We start from the raw sequence: 19,834 nt of genomic DNA, 5'->3' as shown, positions 1-19,834 counted from the left end.
CCATAGACTGGATCCGCCCGAAACTCGCTCACCCGCCGCATGCGCAACCGGGCCGCAACCGACACCGCAGGCTTCGCGCCTCACATATCCGGGAGGCCACACGATGAAGCCCGCCCGTGGCTCCGATGAGGACTCACCGACGCGTACCGCGCTCCTCGATGCCGCCGAGCAGATCATGCGAGAAGAGGGCTACGCCGCGGTCAGCACCCGACGCCTCGCGGCACGGGCGGAGACGAATTCCGCCCTCTACCACTACTACTTCGGCAATATGGACAATTTGTTCGTCGAACTCTTCCGTCGCGGAGCCGAACGCAGCTACCACCGCCAACTCGAAGCGCTGGCCTCACCCCAACCACTGTGGTCACTGTGGGAAGCCATCCACGACCAATCCCACACCGCGCTGACCATGGAATTCGTCGCCTTGGCCAACCACCGCAAAGCCATCCGCACCGAGATCGCCGACTCCTCGCGACGCTTCCGAACCCTCCAACTCGACGCCGTCACCAAAATCCTCGCCGACTACGGCAAACCCGCCGAAACCTACACCCCAGGCGCACTGGTCCTGCTGATGTCCAGCATTTCGCGCTTCCTCCGGATGGAAGAAGCCTTCGCTGTCGACACCGTCCACGACGAGGCGATCGAACTGATCGAATCCTTCCTCCGCGCGGTCGAAGGCGAACGCCGACAACCGCGGCCGTAGGCGAACGCCGACAACCGCGGCCGAACAGCGGAGGAGAACATCGTGACGTTCGTGATCGGCGCCGCCTGCGTCGACATCCCGGATCGGGCCTGCGTCGAGGAGTGCCCGGTCGACTGCATCTTCGTCGGTGATCGGATGGCGTATATCCAGCCCGACGAATGCACCGACTGCGGCGCCTGCGAGCCCGCCTGCCCGGTCGAGGCGATCTACTACGAAGACGACCTCCCCTACGGGCAGGAGCGGTTCGTCACGGAGAACGCCCGGTTCTTCAGCGCACCGCTGCCGGGCCGGACGATTCCACTCGGCAGCCCGGGTGGCGCGACGGCGGTCGGCGCGATCGGAGTCGACACGGACTACGTGCGGGATTACCGGGTGGACACCGACTGAATCGTCGCGGCGTGAATCGGCACCTGGCGAATCCACACGGCGTGAGTTTCCGGCGACCGTCCTCACTCTCCGACGTAGAGCGCCGCCACCTCGTCCACCTTCGCCTTCAACGCCGCGTTGCGTGGGAGCCGATCGACGATGACGACGGCGACCGGGACGTGGTGGCTCGGCAGTGAATCACGGACCAGCGCTCGCAGTTCCGTCTCCGACGGGATCGGCTCGCCGCGGCGTGGTTCGATCGCGGCGAACGGCACCTGGCCGAGTCTGCGGTCGGGTACGCCGACCACGCAGGCGTCGCGGACGGCGGGGTGGGTGAGCAGCACCGCGCGCACGGTTTCGGGCAGGATCTTGAATCCGCCGCGGTTGATCGCGCCGTCCGCCCTGCCGTGGATCGAGACGAAGCCGTCGGCGTCGACCGAGGCGAGATCGGTGGTGCGGATCCAGTCGGGGCCGAGTACCGCGACCCTGCCCTCCAGGAGTCCGCGTGTACCGGTGTCCACCTCGGAACCGGTCTCGGGATCGATGATCCTGATCTCGACACCGGGTAGCGGCATGCCGACGCTTCCGGGTTTCGTCGCGCCGAAGCGCTCGTGCAGATCGGGTGTCCACGCGCAGACCGAACCCGCGAATTCGGTCGCGCCGTAGGCCCACAGCAGGGGAATGCCGTAGCGCCGCTCGAATTCCTCGCGCAGTTCCGGTTCCAGCGGGCCCGAGCCGCCGGGCAGGGAGGTCAGCGAGGCCAGATCCTCGCGCGCCACATCGGCTTCCAGCAGCATGCGCACGATCGTCGGCTGCACGCCGGTGCGGGCGATCCGGTAGGTCTTGACCGCCCGCACCCATTCCTCGACGCTGAACTTCTCCAGCAGGACCATGCGTTTGCCGAGGAAGGGGGCGGCGAGCAGCTGGCAGATGCCGATACTGCCGAAGGGCCAGAAGACCAGTTCGGGCGGATCGTCGGGCGGCGCCTCGGTCGCGCCGCCGGTCATGCTGCGCACGGTGTGCGCGAGCGCGGGCAGCGGGATCGGCAGACGTTTGGGCGGGCCGGTGGTTCCGCTGGTCAGGATATGCAGGCCGGGTACGGCCGGTTCCGGCGCGCGTGCGCGATCACCGGCGACGACGGTCTCGACGCGGGGCGGGTCCAGCGACAGCGCCACCCCGACGCTGCCCGCCCGCTCGCACGCGGCCACCACGGCCGGGGTCCAGTCCCGCCGGTCGGCGATCACCGCGCTCAGCCGCAATTGTTCGACGTCGCGGGCGATGGCCCGATCGGACTGATAGCTGTTGATCATCGCGACCGGACGGCTCTCGGTGATGAAGCCGAGCACGACCGCCGCGTGCGGCAGCCGGTTGCGCACGACGACCCCGACCCGCTCGGTGGTCGACACCCCGGCCAGGTCGAGCGCGCGCGCCGTGTCGCGGATGTAGGCGGTGATGTCGTCACCGGAATACCAGCGCCGCTCGAATTCGATACATGGCCGGTCACCGTAGGCGTGCAGTCGCGCCGCGAGTCGGTCCGCGAATCCCGTTGCCGCGTCGTTGTTCTGTGTCGTGGGGTCGTCCATGCTGCTTCACGCTTCGTTCGCGGGCGCGGGCCGGTAGAAGAGTGCGAGTTGCCCGATCCCGCCCGCCAGGCCGAGACCGAGCGCGACGCCGAAGCCCAGCGCGCCGTCGATCCGGTCCGAACCGAGGAGCAGATCGTCGACGCTGATCGCACCGGGGCCGAGCGTGGCCACCACCACCGCCGCGACCGCGAGCACCAGGTTGTACTCCCAGCCGTCGCGCACGATGAAGAATCCGTTGGCCCGGTGCACGGTCCACCCCGCGACCAGCATCAGCGCGACGAATCCGGCGGCGGCCAGCGGTGTGAGCAGGCCGGCCGCGAGCGCGAGGCCGAAGCCGACTTCGCTGCTCGCCGCGAGCCGCGCGTGCAACAGACCCGGTGTCATCCCGATACTGTCGAACCACGACGCCGTGCCCGCGATCCGTCCGCCGGAGAAGAATTTGGCGTATCCGTGCGCGGCCAGGGTGAGCCCCAGCAGTGCGCGCAGGATCAGCAGACCGATGTCGACGGCGTTCATCGTCGCGACCTCCGATCCGAATGGGAGGATCCGGTCGACCGAACGGAGCGGCAAGCCACTCCCGTAATCCATACCGCTAGCATTACAGTAATGTTATACAACCCGAGGCTGTGGTCAAGGGAACGCACCGGAGCCCGACCGAGCGCCCGCAGATACGAGGAGGCCATGCCATGACGAGTCCGTCCGCCGTCGGCGACGCGGTAACCGCCGAGGATTTCCGCGAGATCCTCGCCCAGACCAGGACATTCGTCCGAACCGTCGTCGAGCGGGAGCGCGAGATCGCCGAGCAGGACCGGATGCCGGACGAGATCGTGGCACAGGCCAAGGCGATGGGCCTGTTCGGCTACGCCATCCCCCAGGAGTGGGGCGGGCTCGGACTGGATCTCGCCCAGGACGTCGAACTCGCGATGGAATTCGGCTACACGACCCTCGCCCTGCGCTCGATGTTCGGCACCAACAACGGCATCGCCGGGCAGGTGCTGGTCGGCTTCGGCACCGAGGAACAGAAATCGCGATGGCTCGAGCACATCGCCTCCGGGTCCGTGGTCGCCTCCTTCGCGCTGACCGAGGAGGGCGCCGGTTCCGATCCGGGTTCGTTGCGCAGCACCGCGACCCGGTCGGGCGAGGACTGGATCATCAACGGCGAGAAGCGTTTCATCACCAACGCGCCGGTGGCCGACCTGTTCGTCACCTTCGCGCGCACCCGCCCCGCCGACGAGAACGGCGCGGGCATAGCGGTTTTCCTGGTTCCGGCCGACACACCGGGCATCGAGGTCGGCCCCAAGGATCGGAAGATGGGCCAGGAAGGCGCGTGGACCGCGCAGGTGCGGTTCCAGGACGTGCGCGTCGGCGGCGACGCGCTGGTCGGCGGCGCCGAGGACATCGGCTACCGCGCGGCGATGACCTCGCTGGCCCGCGGCCGGGTGCATATCGCCGCGCTGGCGGTCGGCACCGCGCAGCGCGCCCTCGACGAATCGGTGGCCTACGCCGCGTCCGCCACCCAGGGCGGCACGCCGATCGGGGAATTCCAGCTGGTGCAGGCGATGCTGGCCGATATGCAGACCGGGGTCATGGCGGGCCGTGCGCTGGTCCGCGACGCGGCGGCGAAATGGGTGTCCGGGCAAGACAAGCGCGTCGCGCCCTCGGTCGCGAAACTGTTCTGCACCGAGATGGCGGGCGATGTCGCCGATCTCGCGGTGCAGGTGCACGGCGGCACCGGCTACATGCGCGACGTCGCGGTGGAGCGGATCTACCGTGACGTGCGACTGCTGCGCCTGTACGAGGGCACCAGCGAGATCCAGCGGCTGATCATCGGCGGTGGTCTGGTACGCAAGGCCAGGGGTTCGTCGCGGTCGAGGTGAGCGGGACGAACAAAGAGGCCCTACCGGTACGCCGGTAGGGCCTCTTTTCGCAGACGCGACGATCAGTCAGCGGCGACAGCCTGCTCACGCGCCCAACGGTAGTCGGCCTTGCCCGCGGGGCTGCGGCTGATCGCGGGACGGAAGACGACCGCCTTGGGCAGTTTGTACCGGGCGATGGAAGCGGCGGCGTGCCCGATCAATTCGGCGGCGTCGGCGCTGTGGCCTTCGACGAGTTCCACGACCGCGACGACCTCCTGCCCCCAGCGTTCGCTCGGGCGACCGACGACGAGGACGTCGGCGACGGCCGGATGCGAGGAGATCGCCACTTCGACCTCCTCGGCGAAGATCTTCTCGCCGCCGGAATTGATCGTGACGGCGTCGCGGCCCAGCAGTTCGATATTGCCGTTCTCCAGGTGACGCGCGCGGTCACCGGGCAGCACGTAGCGCACACCGTCGATCACCGGGAACGTCGCCGCGGTCTTGACGGGGTCGCCCTTGTAGCCCAACGGTGTGAACCGGCGCTTCGCGAGCCAGCCGAGTCCTTCGTGACCCGCGTCGAGCACGGTGCCCAGATCCTCGGCGACCACCCTGGTATCGGTGCCCGCCGTGAAGGTTCCGGTCGAGACGAAACCCGCCGCCGACACGTGGTGCAGCTGCGTCCCGGTCTCCGACGACCCGACGCCGTCGAGTACCGCCAGGCCCGGAATCGCCTCGATCCACTGCTGTTTGACCGTCGGACTCAGGATCGCGCCGCCGTTGGCCAGCGCCGCGAGCGAGGACACGTCCGCCCCGGTCTCGCGGACCGCGGCGAGCAGGGGACGTGCCATGGCGTCACCGACGACGATCGCGATCGCGACCTTCTCGCGTTCGATGGCGCGCACGATCTCCTCGCCGTCGACGCGATCGAGCACCGACGACAGCACGACGGTCTGGCCGGTCGTCATCGCGGTCATCACCGCCCACTGCGCCGCCCCGTGGATCAGCGGCGGCAGCAGCATGAGTTTGACCCCGGGGTTCTCGGCGGCGCGCGCTTCTATCTCCTCGTAGGAACCCACCGTGTCCCCGGTGCTGACATTCCCGCCGCCGCAGGCCGCCATGTAGATGTCGTGCTGACGCCACAGCACCCCCTTCGGCATCCCCGTCGTACCGCCGGTGTAGAGCACATACAGATCGTCGGGCGAGGGTTGTACGGGTATCGGGTCCGGTTCGGTGGCGGCGATCACCGTCTCGTAATCGACCGCGCCGTCGAGCAATTTGTTGCCGGAATCGTCCGCGATCTGGATCAGTACCCGCAATTCGGGCAGTTCGGCGCGGATCTCGGCGACCCGGGGCGCGAATGTCGCGTGATAGACCAGCGCGGTCGCCCCGGCATCGGCCAGCAGATGCTGGAGTTCGTTCTTGACGTAGCGATAGTTGACATTGAACGGCGCGACCCGCGACCGGAACGCGCCGAGCAGGCTTTCGACGAATTCGTTGCCGTTGTAGGCGTAGATGCCGAGCAGGTCCTGGCCGACCTCGTGATTGTCGAGTGTCGCGCGTTCGGTATGCGCGCCGAGTCCCCGGGAATGCAGGTACGCGGCGAGGCGCTTGGACCGTTCGGCGATCTGGGCGTAGGTGTGGCGTCGATCGCCCTGGACGATGAGATCCCGATCCGGCAGCGCGGCCGCGGCGGCGTCGGCGGCGCCGATGAGCGTGAATTGCGATGGTTCGGACCCGGTCGCGGAAGGGGACAACGTGACTCCTCGGTCTTCTGCCGCGCGCGGCGCAGGCTGGGTTCTACAGGGTGATGGACGTGGCGGTCGGATGTGCGCGTATTCGATTCACGCGCCGGGCAGTCGCCCCCGCACCCGACGCCGGTTGCGCCTGCGCGCGGAACGCAGCGCGAAATCGATCATTCGCTCGGTGCCGCGCCCGAACGGCGGGGCGGCGATTCCGGTGATCGCCAACGGCAGGTCGGTACCGGCGACGGTGCGCCGATGGCTGAAGGTGTCGAAACCGGTTTTGCCGTGGTAGGCGCCCATGCCGCTATGGCCGACGCCGCCGAAGGGCGCTTCCTCGGCGAACATGTGGATGGCGAACTCGTTGCGCGCGATGCCGCCGCTGCGGGTGCGGCCGACGAACCGGCGGAAATCCGCGCGATCCGGTCCGAACCAGTAGGCGACCAGCGGCGCGGGCCGCTCGTTCACGTGGTCGATGACCTCGTCGAGCGCCTTGTACGGACGAATGATCAGCACCGGGCCGAAGATCTCCTCGGAGGCGATCCGCATATCGTCGGTCACACCGCGCACCAGCGTCGGCGCGATCTTGCGCGCGGCGGCGTCGGGCAGCGCCTCCCCCTCGGGCGCGATCGTTTCGACCCGCGCGCCCAGTTCCCTGGCCTCGTCGACGAGAGCGAGCACGCGCTCGTAGTTGGCCTGGTTCACCGAGGCGGTGTAGTCGGTGTTGGACACGATGGTGGGGAACATCCCGCGCAACTGTTCGCGTAGCGCGTCGACGAAACCGTCGACGCGATCCTCCGGCACGAAGACATAGTCGGGACAGACGCAGACCTGTCCGCCGTTGACCATGCGCGCCCGGGCGATCCGGCCCGCCGCGTGGGCGATGTCGGCGTCGGGTGCGACCACCACCGGGTTCTTCCCACCGAGTTCGAGGGTGACCGGCACCAGGTTCTCGGCGGCGGCGCGCTGCACCGCCCGGCCCACCCCGGTCGAACCGGTGAAGAACAGGTGGTCGAACGGCAGGCGGGTGAACGCCGCGCCGATATCGGCGCCGCCTGTCACCACGGCGAGTTCGTCGGGGTCGAAATATCTCGCGGCCAGAGTCCGCGTGAGTTCCGCGGTGTGCGCGGTGATCTCCGACATCTTGATCATCACCCGATTGCCCGCCGCGAAGGCCGACGCCGCGGGAACGACGACGAGTTGCAGCGGGAAATTCCACGGTCCGATGATCCCGACGACCCCCAGTGGCGCCGGCTGTACTTCCACCCGGACCCCGAACAGTCGCGACACCCGGCTGACCTTCGTGGCGCGCATCCACTTCGCCGTGTGCGAACGGGTGTGCTCGAACGCCGTGAGCATGCCGGTGATCTCGGCGAACAACGTGCCGGTGCGCGAACGGGTGCCGAAATCCCGCCCCATCGCGTCGACGTAGTCATCGATATTGTCCAGCACCATGGCCAGCAGGCGATCGATGCGGTTGCGCCGCACCGCGGCCGAGGGCGGCCCCTCCTTCAGGAAGGCGGCGCGCTGCGATGCCAGGATGGCGGCCAGTTCGGCGGGATCGGTGGATTCTTCGCGCGGCCGGTCGTGTTCGACGGGCTGTTCGGCGGTTGTGGCGTCCATGGGGTGATATCTCTCCGGTGCAACTCAGCTGAGATCGAACGGGCCTTCGTTGATGACCGCGGCGAGCCGGCCGAGATCGATGCCGAGATCGGCAGTGGCGGCGACGCACGCCGCCACATCCTTGCGAAGGAAGGGCGCGGCGAGCTGTTCGAATTTCGCGAAACCGCCGGTACGCAGAATGGAGTCGGCCGCGTAGCTCCGCCCGCTGGCCACCGACAACGCGCGCAGCAATTGCCCGTCCTCGATTCCCAGCTTGCGCCCGACCTCCGCGGCCACCGCGACCAGTTGCGCGTTCGCCGCGAACAGCGCGTTGTTCACCAGCTTCACGCCGAGCGCGCTGCCGAGCGCGCCGGTGCCGATGATGGTTTCGGCGTAGGAGGCCAGGACCGGGCGCACCGCCTCGACCGGATCGGCCGGGCCGCCGAGCAGCACGGTCAGCTTTCCCGCGGCGATATCCTCCGCCGATCCGCTGACCGGTCCGTCGAGCAGGGTCGGGCCGTCGGGACGGAACGCCGCCAGATCCTGCACGGTCGAGACCGTGCCGGTCGTGTGCGAGACCACCACGGCGTCGGGGCGGGCTTTGGCGAGCACACCCTCCGGTCCGCCGAGCACCTCGACCAACTGGGCATCGGAGAACAGGCAGGCGATGACCACATCCGCGACGGCGGCGGCCTCGGCCGCCGAGTCGACGACCTCGGCCCCCTCGGCGCGTAGGCGCTCGCGCACCGGCTCCCGTCGCGCGAACACCACCGTCCGGAAACCGGCCCGCACCAGCCGGACCACCATCGGTTCGCCCATCTGCCCGGCCCCGACAAACCCGACGACCTGCGACATCCGCGCACTCCTTCTTCGCGATCAGCCCGGGTCCACCGCCGCGTCCACACGGGGGCAAGCCACGAACAGAGAACCATCCAGTAATGGCAACTGTAACAGCGGACACAAGATCAGGACAGTGGCACGGGGAGTTTCCCTCGCCCACACGCGAACTGGTACGACTAGGTTGGAATACGACCTCGCGGCACACCTTGCCGCGAGGTCGTCAACACCATAAAGTTACATTCCGGAAGGTTACCGTTGTGCTTACCATATCTAATACGATAGGCACTTCTCCTGTTCCGCGCATCGCCTCGGGACAGATCGCCTTCCGGTCACCGCGTCCGACATCTCAGCGATAACCGACGCTCGACACACACGAGGAGCACATGTGACCGGCCGACTCACGGACAGGGTGGCATTCATCACGGGGGCGGCACGAGGTCAGGGGCGCGCGCACGCTGTGCGCATGGCGACCGACGGCGCCGACATCATCGCCGTCGACATCGCGGGCCCGCTCCCCGAAGCGGTGCCCTACGATTCGGCCACGCCCGACGATCTCGCCGAAACCGCCCGCCTGGTCGAGGCGACCGGTCGACGCATCCTCACCTCCACGGTGGACACGAGGGATCTGGACGGCCTACGCAAGGTGGTGGACGAGGGCGTCGCGACCCTGGGACGGCTCGACGTCATCGTGGCCAACGCCGGAATCTGCATTCCGGAGCCGTGGAACGTCATCACGCCCGAATCCTTCCGCGACGTGATGGATGTCAATGTCACCGGCACCTGGAACACCGTCATCGCGGGCGCGCAGCACATCATCGACGGCGGGCGCGGCGGCTCCATCATCCTGATCAGCTCTGCCGCCGGAGTGAAGATGCAGCCCTTCATGGTGCACTACACGGCCAGCAAGCACGCCGTCACCGGAATGGCGCGCGGCCTGGCCGCCGAACTCGGCAAACACGATATCCGCGTCAACAGCGTGCATCCCGGCGCGGTCAACACGCCGATGGGCAGCGGTGACATGGTGGCCGCCCTCGGCCGGGCGCTGGAAACCAATCCGCAGCTGGCGAATATGACCACGCCGTTCCTGCCCGCCTGGATCGCCGAGGCGGAGGACATCGCCGACACCGTCACCTGGCTCGCGAGCGACGAATCGCGCTACATCACGGCCACCCAGATCTCGGTGGATCTGGGTTCGACCCAGTACTGATCTCCGGCCGCGCGGGACGCGGTCGGCGGCCCTCGGTCCCGACCGCGTCCGCTCGCGGCCGACAGCGCGCACTCGGCGTCGAGTGGGCGGCAAACGCGGAAAGGATATTCGCACATGTCACTTCTCGAGGGCCGGGTCGCGGTCGTCACCGGCGGTGCCCAGGGCATCGGACTCGCCATCGCCGCGGCGTTCGTGCGCGAGGGCGCGCGCGTCGTGGTCGGCGACCTGGATCCCGGAACCGCGCGCGAGACCCTCGGCTCCGAGGTGGCACGTGCGGTGCGGTGCGATGTCACCAGCGCGGTGGATGTCTCCGCGCTGCTCGACACCGCACGCACCGAATTCGGTTCGGTCGACGTCATGGTCAACAACGCGGGAATCACCCGCGACGCGACCATGCGCAAGATGAGCGAAGAGGATTTCGACCAGGTGATCTCGGTCCACCTGAAGGGCACCTGGCACGGCACCCGGCTGGCCTCGGCGATCATGCGCGAACAGCAGCGCGGCAGCATCGTCAACATCTCCTCGCTCTCGGGCAAGGTCGGTATGGCGGGCCAGACCAACTATTCGGCGGCCAAGGCGGGCATCATCGGCCTGACCAAGGCCGCGGCCAAGGAGACCGCTCGATACGGCGTGCGGGTCAACGCGATCCAGCCCGGCCTGATCCGCTCGCCCATGACCACGGCGATGCCCCAGCACGTCTGGGATCAGAAGATGGCCGAGATCCCGATGACGCGCGCGGGCGAACCCGAGGAGGTCGCGAACGTCGCGCTCTTCCTGGCCTCGGACCTGTCCTCCTATATGACCGGCACCACGCTGGAAGTGACCGGCGGGCGGTTCATGTGAGCGAGTGGGAACCGCACACCGTCGTCACCGAGGAATACGTCGATCCCACGCCGGTGGCCGCGCTGAGCGCGGTACTCGATTCGGGTGCGCCGCCGCTCGCCGCCGGTGATCCGCTGCCGCCGCTGTGGCACTGGGCCGCGCTGGCCCGCTGGCCCATGTCCTCGGCGATCGGGCCGGACGGGCATCCCGCGCGCGGAACTTTCCTTCCGCCGGTGGACTTGCCGCGCCGCATGTTCGCCGGTGGTGACGTGCGTTTCGACGGCACGGTGACGATCGGGTCGACGGTGCGGCGCGAGGCGCGCGTGGTCTCGGTGACGCCCAAGACCGGACGCAGCGGTTCACTCGTCGTCGTCGACGTCGAGATCCGGCTCTACGCTGACGGCGACACCGCCGCCGTGGTCGAACGCCAGAACCTGATCTACCGCGAGGCAGGTCCGGGCCGGACCGCGCCGGAGTTCCCGCCCCCGATCGAACCGGTCGGCGCGCCACTGCGGCGACTGCGGGAGTGGGAGTGGGAGTTGCGCACCGACCCCACGGTGTTGATGCGTTTCAGCGCCGCGACCGCCAATCCGCATCGCATCCACTACGACTGGCCCTACGCGACCGGCGTCGAGGGCTATCCGGGACTGGTGGTGCACGGGCCACTGATGACCTTGGCGCTGGCCGAGACCCTCCGCGCGGAGCGACCCGACGCCACACCCGTCCGTTTGCGGCACCGCAACCTCGCCCCGCTGTTCTGCCCCGAGCCCGCCCGGATCCGCCGCGGCGACGCCGCCGACGCCGATCTCTCGGTGGCCGTCGTGAGCGGAGACGCCGACAAGCCCGTCGAACACACGGTTCTGACCGCCGATTTTCCTGGAGACCGAATCCATGCGTGAAGTAGTGATCTGCGAACCCGTCCGCACCCCGATCGGACGGTACGGCGGGCAGTTCCGATCGCTGTCCGCCGTCGATCTCGGGGTCACCGCCCTGCGAGGGCTGCTGGCGCGCACCGGAATCAGCCCCGATGTCGTCGAGGACGTCGTCCTCGGGCATTGCTATCCCAACAGCGAGGCGCCCGCCATCGGGCGCGTGATCGCGCTCGACGCGGGCCTGCCGGTGACCGTCGGTGGTATGCAGATCGACCGGCGCTGCGGTTCGGGGTTGCAGGCGGTCATCCAGGCCGTCATGCAGGTATCCAGCGGCGCGAACGACGTGGTGGTCGCCGGTGGCGCGGAAAGTATGAGCAACGTTCCCTTCTACTCGCTCGATATGCGGTGGGGCGGCGCCCGCGGCGGTGTGCGCGTGCACGACGGCCTGGCCAGGGGCCGCGAAACCGCGGGCGGGCGGCACTATCCGGTCCCGGGCGGAATGCTCGAGACCGCCGAGAACCTGCGGCGCGCGTACTCGATTCCCCGCGAGGAACAGGACCGGCTCGCGGTGACCTCGCATCGACGCGCCGTAGCCGCCGCGCAGAGCGGGGCGAGCGCCGAACAGATCATCCCGGTGACGGTGTCGTCCCGCACGGGCGAGACGATCGTGGACACCGACGAACACCCCCGCGCCGACACCACCCTCGAATCCCTCGCGGCGTTGAAACCCGTTCGGGCGAAAATCGATCCGGAGTCCACCGTGACCGCGGGCAATTCCAGCGGCCAGAACGACGCCGCCGCGATGTGCCTGGTGACCACGCGGGACAAGGCCGACGAACTCGGACTCACGCCGCTGGTCGCGCTGACCTCGTGGGCGGTGGCCGGTGTTGCGCCCGACAGCATGGGGATCGGTCCGGTGCCCGCCACCGAGGCCGCCTTGCAGCGCGCCGGGCTCACCCTGGCCGATATCGACCTGATCGAATTGAACGAGGCGTTCGCCGCGCAGGCGCTGGCCGTCATGCGGGAGTGGAAATTCGGCGAGGCCGATCTGGAACGCACCAATGTGCACGGCTCCGGCATCTCCCTCGGCCACCCGGTCGGCGCGACCGGCGGACGAATGCTGGCCACCCTCGCCAGGGAGATGCACACCCGCCAGAGCCGCTACGGACTGGAGACGATGTGCATCGGCGGCGGCCAGGGTCTCGCCGCGATCTTCGAGAGGGTGGTGTGACCATGCGGACCTTCACCTCGGTGGACGAACTGTCCGAGGCGATCGGCGAAACCCTCGGTCCGGGACCGTGGTTCACGATCGACCAGTCCCGGATCGACGGTTTCGCCGAGAGCACCGGCGACGACCAGTGGATCCACGTGAACCCCGAACGCGCCGCCGACGGCCCCTACGGCGCGACCATCGCGCACGGGTACCTGACGCTGTCGATGATCCCGTTCCTCGGCCGCGACATCTACGCCATCGATTTCGGATCGTCCCGAATCAATTACGGCAGCAACAAGGTTCGATTCCCGACCGCGGTGCGCGCCGGTACCAGGATCCGCGCGAGCGCGACCCTGGGGGAATTCCGCCTGGAGAAGGAGCGCGGTCAGCTGACCGTGCGGTGGGTCATCGAGAACGAGGGGCAGGACAAACCCGCCCTGGTCGCCGAGACCATCACGGTGGTGAACCTGTGACCGGCGGCGCGGCGCGACCGCTGGCCGGTCTGCGTATCGTCGAGATCTCCAGTTTCGTCGCCGCACCCCTGGCCGGAATGACGTTGGCGCAGTTGGGCGCCGAGGTGATCCGGATCGATCCGATCGGCGGAGCGGCCGATTGTCACCGGTGGCCGCTCACCGAGACCGGCGCGAGCATCTACTGGACCGGGCTGAACAAGGGCAAGCGCTCGCTGGTCGCCGATCTGCGCGCACCGGCCGGGCAGGAACTGGTCGCGCGGGTGATCACCGAGAGCGGGCCGAACGGCGGGATTCTGCTCACCAACGCGGCGGGCCGCGCCTGGCACGGATACGACGCGCTGGCGAAACGGCGGCCGGATCTGATCCACCTGGAGATCCCCGGCCGCGCCGACGGGTCGACGGCGGTCGACTACACGGTCAACGCGGCCGTCGGCTTTCCGCTCGTCACGGGACCACCCGAACACGACGGCCCGATCAATCACGTCGTCCCGGTGTGGGATGTGGCGTGCGGCCTGTACGCCGCGCTGGCGATCACGGCGGCGGTGCGCCACCGTGAGGCGACCGGCGAGGGCAGTCGTATCGTGCTGCCGCTCGAGGATGTCGCCCTCGCGACCGCGGGCAATCTCGGATTCCTCACCGAGGCCGCGATCAACGGGACCGACCGACCGCGTGTCGGCAACGCCATCTACGGGCAGTACGGGCAGCATTTCACCAGCGCCGACGGTGTCGCGTTCATGGTCGTCACGTTGACGGGCAGGCATTTCCGCGATCTGACCGAGGTCACCGGCACCGCCCGTGTGGTTTCGGCACTGGCCGCCGCACTCGACGCGGATTTCTCCGACGAGGGCGCCCGCTACCGGCATCGCGATGTCCTCACGGGCCTGTTCACCACCTGGTTCCGCGAGCATTCCGCCGACGACATCACCGAGGCGCTCGGCGCGGTATCGATCCTGTGGGATCGATACCGCAGCTTCCGCGAGGTCGCCGCCGACGCCAGGGTCACCGCCAATCCGATGTTCAGCGTGCTGAACCAGCCCGAGATCGGTGACTACCTCGCACCCGGCTCGCCGATCTCGGTGGACGGCAACCATATTCCCGCCCGCAAGGCGCCGAGGCTGGGCGAACACACCGAAGCCGTCCTGCGCGACGACCTCACCCTGGCCGAGGAGGCCATCGCCGAACTGCGCGGCCGCGGCACCGTGGCCACCGACTCTCCGGAACGGATCACCTCGTGAAACTCGCACAAACACTGGGCCTGACCGAGGTCCAGACCGAAATCCTCGCCACGGTACGCACTTTCGTGGACAAGGAGATCATCCCCAACGCCCAGGAACTCGAGCACGCCGACACCTACCCGCAGGCGATCGTCGACCGGATGGCGGAAATGGGCCTGTTCGGGCTCATGATCTCCGAGGAATACGGCGGTCTCGGCGAATCACTGCTCACCTACGCGCTGTGCGTGGAGGAACTCGCGCGCGGCTGGATGAGCGTCTCCGGGGTGATCAACACCCATTTCATCCTCGCGTATCTGATCGACCGACACGGCACCCCGGAACAGAAGCGGCATTTCCTGCCCCGCATGGCCACCGGCGAGGTGCGCGGCGCGTTCTCGATGTCGGAACCCGAACTCGGCTCCGACGTGGCGGCCATCCGCACCAAGGCGGTCCGCGACGAGTCGGGCGACTACACCCTCGACGGCCGAAAGATGTGGATCACCAACGGTTCCACCTCGACGGTGGTCGCCGTGCTCGTACGCACCGACGAGGGCCACGAGCGCGCCCACGACAACCTCACCGCCTTCCTGCTGGAGAAGCCCACCGGCTACGGCGAGGTCGCGCCGGGACTCACCATCCCCGGCAAGATCCACAAGATGGGTTACAAGGGCGTCGACACCACCGAGATGCTGTTCGACGGCTACCGCACCGGCGCGGACACGATCCTCGGCGGCGCACCCGGCAACGGTTTCAAACAGATGATGGACGGCATCGAGGTCGGCCGGGTCAACGTGGCCGCGCGCGCGTGCGGAATCGCGTTGCGCGCCTTCGAACTCGGCGCCCGCTACGCCCAGCAGCGTTCGACCTTCGGCAAACCCATCGTCGAACACCAGGCCATCGGCTTCTCCCTGGCCGAGATGGCGACGAAAGTCGAAGCGGCGCATCTGATGATGGTCAACGCCGCCCGGCTCAAGGATTCCGGTCAGCGCAACGACGTCGCCGCGGGTATGGCGAAATATCTGGCGAGCGAGTTCTGCAACGAGGTGACCCAGGCCAGCTTCCGGATCCACGGCGGTTACGGGTATTCCACCGAATACGAGATCGAACGCCTCATGCGCGAAGCGCCTTTCATGTTGATCGGCGAGGGAACCAGCGAGATCCAGAAGCGGATCATCAGCAAGGGCGTGCTGCGCGACTACCGACTCTGATCGCGAGCGGGGCTCGTGCGGGTCACAGCGACACGAGCCCTCTCGGGAGCGGCAGGATATCGGCGTAGGTGACGATGCCGGGCGCGGCGGCGACAATCTTGGGGATCGCGTTGATCGCGGGCATCGAGGTCAGGATCATCGGCAGCCGCATGAAATCGTTGAGCGTGGTGCCGACGAAATCCGGCGGCGGTGTGACGTCGAGCCGCAGCGCGATCGTGGGACAGCCGTCGACCTTGATGCGATGGCCGGTATCGATCGGCCAATCCGGTTCCAGGGTCTGGCCTTTGCGCCAGACGGTGCGCAATTCCACGATGCTGCGCCCGCCCACCTTCCCGTGCCAGCTGGCCGCGATCCCGGCCACGCATCCGGCGGCGATGGTCCACGATCCGAGGTCGACGTCGTGAGTGGTCTTCGCGTACTCCGGTTCGCAGACGATCTCGTCGAATTCGATGCCGAGCGCGTCGCCGATCAACTCGACCGCGTCGATGAACACCTCGGTGGCCTTCGCGGTCATCGCCGGCAACTCGGGGTCATCGATCGGTCGCGCGAAGCCGACGGGCAGTTCGGTGGCAGGCGAATCGTAGCCGCTGATATCGGCTTCCTCGGTGACGGTGATCTTATCGATCCGCTCACAACCACCCGCGGCGACGATGGCGAGCAGATCTACGAATCCTGGATTGATACCCGAGCCGAAAATCGACGACCCGCCTTTCGCGCACGCCTCGACGATGCGGGCCCGTCGCTGCGCGCCGAGCGAATGCCCGGTGACAAAGGCCGCGGTGGTGACGACGTCGATACCTGCTGCGAGGATGCCCGCCAATTCCTCGACGTCGATCCACATCGGGTTGTAGACGACGCAATCGGGTTTCAGTGCCAGCAACGCGGCGACGTCGTCGGTGGCGGCGACGCCCACCGGGCCGAGATCGCACAGTTCGCCGACGTCTCTGCCGACCTTGTCCGGCGACCACGCGTAGCACCCGACGAGTTCGAGGTCCGGGTGCGCCACGATGCTCCGCACCGACTGCCTACCGACATTGCCAGTCGTCCATTGCACGACGCGGAGGGGAGAAGTACGAATAGTTGCCATAGATCGTACTGTAATCTCTACAGTAAATCTCCGTAGACACTTTGGCAAACCTGTCCGATCCGGCCGTTGCCGTGGGGAGCGATCGGCGTGCCGACGCGCTCGACCGAGCCGGAACGGCCGTCGACCGGTTGCCGACCACCGACGCGGCACGCGCGCGAACATCGGTTGATATCGTCCGGGATACCCACGGGCACCCCAGGATCCGCAGAACCGCGACTCCTCGGCCCCGGAAAGCGCAGGATACAGATGACACCCACCGACACCCCGTTGCTCCTCTTGCACGGTGTCATGATGTCGGAGACGGTGTGGGACCGCGTGATTCCCCGACTCGGTGAGGGCCGCGAGGTCATCCCGATGACGGCGATGGGGCACCGGGGTGGTCCGGCCGCGCTCGATCGTCCCGCGCTCGTCAGCCATCTCGTCGACGACGTGGAACGGCGACTCGACGCGCTCGGGCAGGCGCGGGTGCATATCGCGGGCAATTCCCTGGGCGGCTGGATGGCAATCGAACTGGCGCGGCGCGGGCGTGCCGCGAGCGTCTGCGCGATCTCACCCGCCGGATTCTGGGACGCGGGTGCGGCGAGCAACAGCGACGCGACGGCCACGCTGCGCCGCGAGGTCACCCTCGCGCGCATCGGCGGAGTACTCGCCGCACCCGCCATGCGGGTACCGCCGCTTCGCCGCGTGCTGTTGCGCAATATCGCCGAACACGGCGATCGGATCGGCGCGGCCGAGGCCGCGAAGATCGCGGCCGATGTCATCGCGTGCACCGTGTCCGCCGATCTGCTGTCGACATCGGAACAGATCGTGCCGATGCGCACGCTTCCCTGTCCGATCACCCTCGCGTGGGCCGGAAGCGACCGGGTCTTTCCGCCGTCGGTCAACGGCGTGATCGCGCGACTACGACTGCCCGACGCCCGATTCCTGCTGCTCGACGGTGTCGGGCACGTGCCGATGATCGACGATCCGGCGCTCGTCGCCGCGACGATCCTCGACACGCTCGAGTCCCCCTGATTCCGAACGACATCCGTGTCGAGCGATCGGTAGCCATCCGGTGGCCCACCAGGATTCGGCCACGAGAGAAAGTTCCGGCCGAAACTTGTCGCGGAGTACGCCGGAATGGTCTGCTTGACCCGCGACCGGCGTGACAAGCCTCGAAAGCTTACGCCCATCAGGAGTTTCCACGAGCCGGGAGCACCATGTACCACCACTGCGAGCAAAGGCGCTTTTCGCATGGACCACCCTGCTTCGGGAGACGAGTCGTCCTCCCGGTGCGATTACTACCGGCGTATCTGTGATCTCCCCGCCGCACTCGATCCGTCCCGTCCCGACCGGATCGTCATGCGCACCACCACGGTGTGGGGTCTGATCATGCCCACCGCACTCGGGCAAGCGGTACAGGCCGAGATGAGGAAACGACAGGCCGAACTCGGGCCGATACTGTCGCATCCCCGTTCCCACCGTTGGACGTTCCTGATCCAGCCGGATCTACCGGAGGACGACCGATCCTTCGCCGAGATGTTCCGCTCGAATGTCTCGGTGGTGCGGACCGGCGGCACGATCGCGCTACCGGGCCCTTCCGAGCGAGGCGCCGAATTCCGGGTGTGGGTGGAACCGCCGCGATCGGCGTTCCGGCCGTCCGGGCGCGCGGTACTGGACGCGGTGCGCGCGTGTGGGCCGCATCCGGAGCGCCGGACCGCTACCTCGGCCTGATTCCGGTCGCCCGAATGCTCGCCGACCGGAATGTCCCGGGCGGCGAGCCACCGGCCCGCGATTGCCTCCGCTATCGCGCGGCAAAGCTATGTTTCGGCCTTTACCGTTGCAGGACAACTCTTTTCGACGCTCACACTGCTACCTTGACACCTGTGAAGCGCCTACCGACCAACACCGGAGCACGCGGCGAGGAGATCCGGACCACCGAGTACGACGGGATCACGGCGACGTGGTTCGCCCGCGACGGAGTCATCCATGTCGTCGGCGTCCGCGATACCGACGGCGCCGAAGCGCTTTTCGACGGCGCGCCGTCGCTGGGGGAATGCTTCGACCGGATGCCGCGCAAACTGTGGGATCGGGTGCGGTTCCAGCACCGGGACGAGCGCGTCTCCGAAGGCGCGCGGTCACCGAACTAGCGCGTTCTGAACAGCAAGTACACCAAGCTATTTCGTGCCCCGTCAGAGGAGGCTGACCCGGCTCGCCAGCCACCGGCCGTCGACCAGTTCCATCGTCATCGCCACCCGGGTACGGTCCACCTGCGGAGTGGTCGAGGCGGCGTTGGTGACCGTCTGGTCGATGAACAACAGCACCTCGACCTTCGTCGTCGTCGCCGATTTCACCGCCGCGTCGAGTACGGTGCCGGTGCCAGTCGCCTTGTTGTCGAGCAGCAGTTGACGCAACTGCCCGCTCGACCGGGTGTACATATCCTTGAACTCACCGGTCGACCCGTCCAGTACCGCCGTGAAATCCCGGTCGAGATTGCCCGAATCGACACTGGTCAACGTCACCCCGTAGGCGCGCGCGGCGGCCAGACCCGCGGCGGCCGCGTCATCTTCGTCGCTCTGCTGCTTCGCGTTCCACCCGAAGATCGCCGCCAGCACCACCGCCGCCACGGCCACCAGGATCAGCAACGGCAGCCGGATCTTGCGCCACAGCAGCAGCGCGATCATCTTGCGGATCTGCCACTTGGACGGCATCACGAATTCCGGCTGCGCGGAGTCGGTTTCGGCTGCCGCCGCGTCGGCGGCGGGTTCCCCCGCACCGCCGGACACGGTGGCGGCGGCACCCGCGTCGCCGGACACGGTGGCCGTAGTCCCCGCATCCCCGGTCACGATGACGGCGGTACCGACGTCGGTGGCCGCGGTGCCGACAGCGGCGGGGTCGCCCGCAGGTTCGGCGGTGGCCGTCGCGGAGGTCTTCTTCGCGACCGATACCGGTTCCACGGGCTCCACCGTCGCGTCCCCGTCGGTTCCCTTGTCCTCGACTGCCGTTCCGGTGGGTTCGTTCATGACTTTCTCTCCTAGCGTCGAACAGTTTCCGCGGTCGTGCGGGCGCGTGG

General features: G+C 68.0%; 20 protein-coding genes. 13 read left to right on the top strand and 7 right to left on the bottom strand.

Annotated elements, in window-relative coordinates; translation table 11 throughout:
* Window positions 1-103 precede the first annotated feature (103 nt).
* Entirely contained in the window at window positions 104-700 is a 597-nt protein-coding gene (locus DAT37_RS43040) for a TetR/AcrR family transcriptional regulator (RefSeq protein WP_109530737.1), read from the top strand.
* 42 nt (window positions 701-742) lie between these two features.
* Entirely contained in the window at window positions 743-1,087 is a 345-nt protein-coding gene (fdxA, locus tag DAT37_RS43035; RefSeq protein WP_109530736.1) for a ferredoxin, read from the top strand.
* 62 nt (window positions 1,088-1,149) lie between these two features.
* Here fdxA and DAT37_RS43030 read toward each other — a convergent pair whose 3' ends face one another.
* Together DAT37_RS43030 and DAT37_RS43025 are read right to left on the bottom strand one after the other, a co-directional pair.
* Window positions 1,150-2,649 (bottom strand): class I adenylate-forming enzyme family protein, encoded by a 1,500-nt coding sequence (locus tag DAT37_RS43030; protein ID WP_109530735.1) that lies wholly within the window; start codon window positions 2,647-2,649, stop codon window positions 1,150-1,152.
* Between the two features lie 6 nt (window positions 2,650-2,655).
* Window positions 2,656-3,165, bottom strand: coding sequence for a DoxX family protein (locus DAT37_RS43025; protein ID WP_109530821.1), 510 nt, complete (start codon window positions 3,163-3,165; stop codon window positions 2,656-2,658).
* A 170-nt stretch (window positions 3,166-3,335) separates the two neighbouring features.
* Between DAT37_RS43025 and DAT37_RS43020 the strand changes: the two genes are divergently transcribed.
* Entirely contained in the window at window positions 3,336-4,526 is a 1,191-nt protein-coding gene (locus tag DAT37_RS43020; protein ID WP_109530734.1) for an acyl-CoA dehydrogenase family protein, read from the top strand.
* Window positions 4,527-4,588: 62 nt separating this feature from the next.
* Here the strand turns inward: DAT37_RS43020 and DAT37_RS43015 are convergent, their stop codons facing one another.
* From DAT37_RS43015 to DAT37_RS43005, 3 genes are all read right to left on the bottom strand, one after another.
* The gene (locus tag DAT37_RS43015; protein WP_109530733.1) at window positions 4,589-6,259 is read right to left on the bottom strand and encodes an acyl-CoA synthetase; all 1,671 of its coding nucleotides are present in this window, start codon (window positions 6,257-6,259) and stop codon (window positions 4,589-4,591) included.
* Between the two features lie 87 nt (window positions 6,260-6,346).
* A complete protein-coding gene (locus DAT37_RS43010) occupies window positions 6,347-7,867 on the bottom strand; it encodes a coniferyl aldehyde dehydrogenase (protein ID WP_109530732.1) in 1,521 nt (506 codons plus the stop codon).
* Window positions 7,868-7,891: 24 nt separating this feature from the next.
* A complete protein-coding gene (locus tag DAT37_RS43005) occupies window positions 7,892-8,701 on the bottom strand; it encodes an NAD(P)-dependent oxidoreductase (RefSeq protein ID WP_109530731.1) in 810 nt (269 codons plus the stop codon).
* Between the two features lie 370 nt (window positions 8,702-9,071).
* On the opposite strand from DAT37_RS43005, the gene DAT37_RS43000 reads away from it, so the two are divergent.
* From DAT37_RS43000 to DAT37_RS42970, 7 genes are all read left to right on the top strand, one after another.
* Entirely contained in the window at window positions 9,072-9,893 is an 822-nt protein-coding gene (locus DAT37_RS43000; RefSeq protein WP_109530730.1) for a mycofactocin-coupled SDR family oxidoreductase, read from the top strand.
* A gap of 114 nt (window positions 9,894-10,007) precedes the next feature.
* Complete coding sequence (gene fabG / locus DAT37_RS42995) at window positions 10,008-10,736, top strand: 3-oxoacyl-ACP reductase FabG (protein ID WP_109530729.1); 729 nt, start codon at window positions 10,008-10,010, stop codon at window positions 10,734-10,736.
* Complete coding sequence (locus DAT37_RS42990) at window positions 10,733-11,614, top strand: hypothetical protein (RefSeq protein WP_109530728.1); 882 nt, start codon at window positions 10,733-10,735, stop codon at window positions 11,612-11,614. The genes fabG and DAT37_RS42990 overlap by 4 nt, the downstream gene beginning before the upstream one ends.
* Window positions 11,607-12,818: an acetyl-CoA C-acetyltransferase gene (locus tag DAT37_RS42985; RefSeq protein WP_109530727.1), complete on the top strand. Its 1,212-nt coding sequence runs from the start codon at window positions 11,607-11,609 to the stop codon at window positions 12,816-12,818. Before DAT37_RS42990 ends, DAT37_RS42985 begins: the two co-directional genes overlap by 8 nt.
* A 2-nt stretch (window positions 12,819-12,820) precedes the next feature.
* Window positions 12,821-13,273 carry a MaoC family dehydratase gene (locus DAT37_RS42980; protein ID WP_109530726.1) on the top strand — a complete coding sequence of 151 codons (453 nt, stop codon included), beginning with the start codon at window positions 12,821-12,823 and terminating at the stop codon, window positions 13,271-13,273.
* Window positions 13,270-14,508 (top strand): CoA transferase, encoded by a 1,239-nt coding sequence (locus DAT37_RS42975; protein ID WP_109530725.1) that lies wholly within the window; start codon window positions 13,270-13,272, stop codon window positions 14,506-14,508. The genes DAT37_RS42980 and DAT37_RS42975 overlap by 4 nt, the downstream gene beginning before the upstream one ends.
* Window positions 14,505-15,695, top strand: coding sequence for an acyl-CoA dehydrogenase family protein (locus DAT37_RS42970; protein WP_109530724.1), 1,191 nt, complete (start codon window positions 14,505-14,507; stop codon window positions 15,693-15,695). The genes DAT37_RS42975 and DAT37_RS42970 overlap by 4 nt, the downstream gene beginning before the upstream one ends.
* 22 nt (window positions 15,696-15,717) lie before the next feature.
* Here DAT37_RS42970 and DAT37_RS42965 read toward each other — a convergent pair whose 3' ends face one another.
* Window positions 15,718-16,782, bottom strand: a complete 1,065-nt coding sequence (locus DAT37_RS42965; protein ID WP_109530723.1) for an NAD(P)H-dependent amine dehydrogenase family protein — start codon at window positions 16,780-16,782, stop codon at window positions 15,718-15,720.
* Between the two features lie 246 nt (window positions 16,783-17,028).
* Between DAT37_RS42965 and DAT37_RS42960 the strand changes: the two genes are divergently transcribed.
* The 3 genes from DAT37_RS42960 to DAT37_RS42950 all read left to right on the top strand — a co-directional run bounded on the left by DAT37_RS42960 (window position 17,029) and on the right by DAT37_RS42950 (window position 18,911).
* Window positions 17,029-17,796, top strand: coding sequence for an alpha/beta fold hydrolase (locus DAT37_RS42960; RefSeq protein ID WP_109530722.1), 768 nt, complete (start codon window positions 17,029-17,031; stop codon window positions 17,794-17,796).
* Window positions 17,797-18,015: 219 nt separating this feature from the next.
* Window positions 18,016-18,495 carry a DNA-directed RNA polymerase subunit beta gene (locus tag DAT37_RS42955; protein WP_109530721.1) on the top strand — a complete coding sequence of 160 codons (480 nt, stop codon included), beginning with the start codon at window positions 18,016-18,018 and terminating at the stop codon, window positions 18,493-18,495.
* A 143-nt stretch (window positions 18,496-18,638) separates the two neighbouring features.
* Window positions 18,639-18,911 carry a hypothetical protein gene (locus DAT37_RS42950; RefSeq protein WP_157979000.1) on the top strand — a complete coding sequence of 91 codons (273 nt, stop codon included), beginning with the start codon at window positions 18,639-18,641 and terminating at the stop codon, window positions 18,909-18,911.
* A gap of 42 nt (window positions 18,912-18,953) precedes the next feature.
* On the opposite strand, the gene DAT37_RS45190 is transcribed toward DAT37_RS42950, so the two are convergent.
* A complete protein-coding gene (locus tag DAT37_RS45190; protein WP_198654727.1) occupies window positions 18,954-19,784 on the bottom strand; it encodes a hypothetical protein in 831 nt (276 codons plus the stop codon).
* Between the last annotated feature and the right edge of the window lie 50 nt (window positions 19,785-19,834).

The organism is Nocardia aurea, assembly GCF_003123685.1.
Taxonomy (GTDB): Bacteria; Actinomycetota; Actinomycetes; order Mycobacteriales; family Mycobacteriaceae; genus Nocardia; species Nocardia aurea.
Note: the sequence above shows the minus strand (reverse complement) of the source record. Positions and strands in the feature narration are given on the sequence as shown.

Coding starts and splice junctions, on each gene's coding strand:
- DAT37_RS43040 (WP_109530737.1), top strand. CDS start 104: ATGAAGCCCGCCCGTGGCTCCGATGAGGACTCACCGACGCGTACCGCG.
- DAT37_RS43030 (WP_109530735.1), bottom strand. CDS start 2,649: ATGGACGACCCCACGACACAGAACAACGACGCGGCAACGGGATTCGCG.
- DAT37_RS43025 (WP_109530821.1), bottom strand. CDS start 3,165: ATGAACGCCGTCGACATCGGTCTGCTGATCCTGCGCGCACTGCTGGGG.
- DAT37_RS43020 (WP_109530734.1), top strand. CDS start 3,336: ATGACGAGTCCGTCCGCCGTCGGCGACGCGGTAACCGCCGAGGATTTC.
- DAT37_RS43010 (WP_109530732.1), bottom strand. CDS start 7,867: ATGGACGCCACAACCGCCGAACAGCCCGTCGAACACGACCGGCCGCGC.
- DAT37_RS43005 (WP_109530731.1), bottom strand. CDS start 8,701: ATGTCGCAGGTCGTCGGGTTTGTCGGGGCCGGGCAGATGGGCGAACCG.
- fabG (WP_109530729.1), top strand. CDS start 10,008: ATGTCACTTCTCGAGGGCCGGGTCGCGGTCGTCACCGGCGGTGCCCAG.
- DAT37_RS42985 (WP_109530727.1), top strand. CDS start 11,607: ATGCGTGAAGTAGTGATCTGCGAACCCGTCCGCACCCCGATCGGACGG.
- DAT37_RS42980 (WP_109530726.1), top strand. CDS start 12,821: ATGCGGACCTTCACCTCGGTGGACGAACTGTCCGAGGCGATCGGCGAA.
- DAT37_RS42965 (WP_109530723.1), bottom strand. CDS start 16,782: ATGGCAACTATTCGTACTTCTCCCCTCCGCGTCGTGCAATGGACGACT.
- DAT37_RS42960 (WP_109530722.1), top strand. CDS start 17,029: ATGACACCCACCGACACCCCGTTGCTCCTCTTGCACGGTGTCATGATG.
- DAT37_RS42955 (WP_109530721.1), top strand. CDS start 18,016: ATGGACCACCCTGCTTCGGGAGACGAGTCGTCCTCCCGGTGCGATTAC.
- DAT37_RS45190 (WP_198654727.1), bottom strand. CDS start 19,784: ATGAACGAACCCACCGGAACGGCAGTCGAGGACAAGGGAACCGACGGG.